Source organism: Dietzia sp. Cai40, assembly GCF_014145165.1.
Classification (GTDB): Bacteria; Actinomycetota; Actinomycetes; order Mycobacteriales; family Mycobacteriaceae; genus Dietzia; species Dietzia natronolimnaea.
This window is the reverse complement of record NZ_JAALEB010000433.1, coordinates 1-2292: the sequence shown is the minus strand read 5'-3', so window position 1 is coordinate 2292 and position 2292 is coordinate 1. Positions and strand designations below refer to the sequence as shown.

General features: G+C 71.7%; 2 protein-coding genes. Both read left to right on the top strand.

Annotated features, from left to right (window positions below):
• Positions 1-50 precede the first annotated feature (50 nt).
• Positions 51-1490, top strand: coding sequence for an aromatic acid/H+ symport family MFS transporter (locus tag G6022_RS15005; RefSeq protein WP_347237819.1), 1440 nt, complete (start codon positions 51-53; stop codon positions 1488-1490).
• A gap of 4 nt (positions 1491-1494) precedes the next feature.
• The coding region (locus G6022_RS15000) for an ATP-binding protein (protein WP_182691890.1) at positions 1495-2292 on the top strand (798 nt) is incomplete at its 3' end.

Genomic DNA, 2292 nt, shown 5'->3' with positions numbered 1-2292 from the left:
CCCGTCCCGCCCCCCGTCCCGTCCCACCCATCCCCCATCGGAGGTCCACCGTGACCGAGAAGACCGCAACCACAGCCGACGTCTGGGAGTCCCCAGCGCATCGGCGAACCGTCTACGGAGTACTGGCCGTTGTCGCGCTGGCCATCCTCTTCGACGGCTACGACCTCGTGATCTACGGCGCGATCCTGCCCACGCTCATGGCGGACCCCGGCCAGATCGGCCCGCTCGGTGCCGCTCAGGCCGGGGCCCTGGGTTCGTACGCCCTCGTCGGAGTCATGATCGGAGCGCTGAGCGCGGGCGCCGTCGGTGACCGCATCGGACGTCGGAGGATCATGCTCGGCTCGATCGCCTGGTTCTCGGTGGGCATGGCCGCCACCTCTTTCGCGCAGAACATCACGACGTTCGGGATCCTGCGCCTTCTCACCGGCCTCGGAATCGGCGCGATCGTCGCCACCGCCGGTGCGATCATCGCCGAGTTCGCCCCCGCGGGGCGGCGGAACCTGTTCAACGCCGTGGTCTACAGCGGAATCCCCGCCGGCGGAGTCCTCGCCTCGGCCCTCGCGATGCTGCTGCGCGACCACATCGGCTGGCGGGGACTGTTCCTCATCGGCGCACTGCCCCTCGTCATCGTCCTGCCCTACGCGTGGTACGCCCTGCCCGAGTCGCCGCGCTGGCTCTCCTCGCGGGGGCGCACCGACGAGGCCGTCGCCCTGTGTACCGCCCGCGGATTGCCGGTCAACGCCTTCATCGACGCCCCCGCCGGGAGCTCTCACGGCTCCGGCGCAGCGGGTACCGCCGCAGCGTCGCCCACCGGATTCGCCGGGCTGCTGACCCCGGCCTATCGACTCGGCTCCCTCCTGCTGGGGTTCATGAGTTTCGCCGGGCTCCTCCTCACCTACGGGCTGAACACGTGGCTGCCGACGATCATGGAGACGTACGGCATCGACGCAAAGAGTTCCCTCGGCTTCCTGTTGGTCCTCAACGGCGGTGCCATCGCCGGCGGGCTGGCTGCATCGCGGTTGGCCGACCGACACGGCCCGCGCGTGATCGTGGCCTGCTCCTTCCTCCTGGCCACGTCCGCCCTGGTCGCCGTGACCCTCTCCCCGCCGATCGCACTGATGATCCTGCTCGTCGCCGCTGCCGGCATGGGCACCATCGGGACCCAGGTACTCGTCTACGGCTTCGTCTCGAACTACTACGAGACCGGTTCCCGCGCGGCGGGTGTGGCCTGGTGCGCGGGTTTCGGGCGCCTGGGCGGAATCCTCGGTCCGGTCATCGGCGGCCTCCTCGTCGCCGCGGGACTCCAGGCGGAGACCTCGTTCCTCGTCTTCGCGGGCGTCGCCCTGGTCGGGGCCGTGATCACCCTCGCCGTCCCGCGCTCGCCGGGCCTGGTCGCCCAGGTCCCCGACACCCTCATCGGCGCCGGTCCCGACGGCAGGTCCGACGGTTCTCGGGAACGGATCGAGACCCCGGCGGCCGACCTACGCTGAGGTCATGACCACCATGCCCTCCCTCATCCCCCGCCACGGTCACCACCGCGTCGTGGAACGACTCCGTGAGCTCCACGGCGCGGTGGTGGACCGCGGGTCGTCAGTGGTCCTGGTGACCGCCCCGTACGGTGCGGGCAAGAGTCACCTCGTCGACACCCTGCTCACCGGAACCACCGGCGTGACCACGGTGCTGACCAGGGCGTTGCCGTGGGAACACGACGTCCGGTGGGTGATCGCGGACCGGATCCTCCGGCGACTTCCCCCGGTCGCCCCGCCGGGTGACGGCGAGACGCCCGGTCCGGCCGGGGTCGAGCGGACCGGGTCCCGGGTGGTCGACGAGCTCGACGCCGCGCTCGGGGGCGCCGGCGCCGGGACGGTCATCGTGATCGACGACGCCGACCACGCCGATCCAGGATCCCTCCGCGCACTCGGATCGGCTCTCGAGACCTCCGTCGACGGTGCGGTTCTCCTGGTCCTCACCGCAGGGAACCCCTCGGAGGGGCCGTCCGCGGACCTGTGTTCCACCCTCGCCCGCGAGATCCTGCACCTCGGGGCACTCGACCACTCCGAGATCCGGGCTCTGGCCGCAGCCCGCACCGGGCGGGAACCGTCCGCGGCCGCGGCCCGAAGGATCCTGGACTACACCGGTGGAGCCGCCGACGCGGTGGCCGCGGTCGTCGACGAGGCCTCCGAATCCTGGTGGACCAGCCCGTTCTCACCCCCGCCGCTGCCCGCCTCGGTCGAGCTGGAGGCCGGGGCCCAGCTCGCGGGGCTGGAACCCGGAGACCGCGCAGTGGTCGAG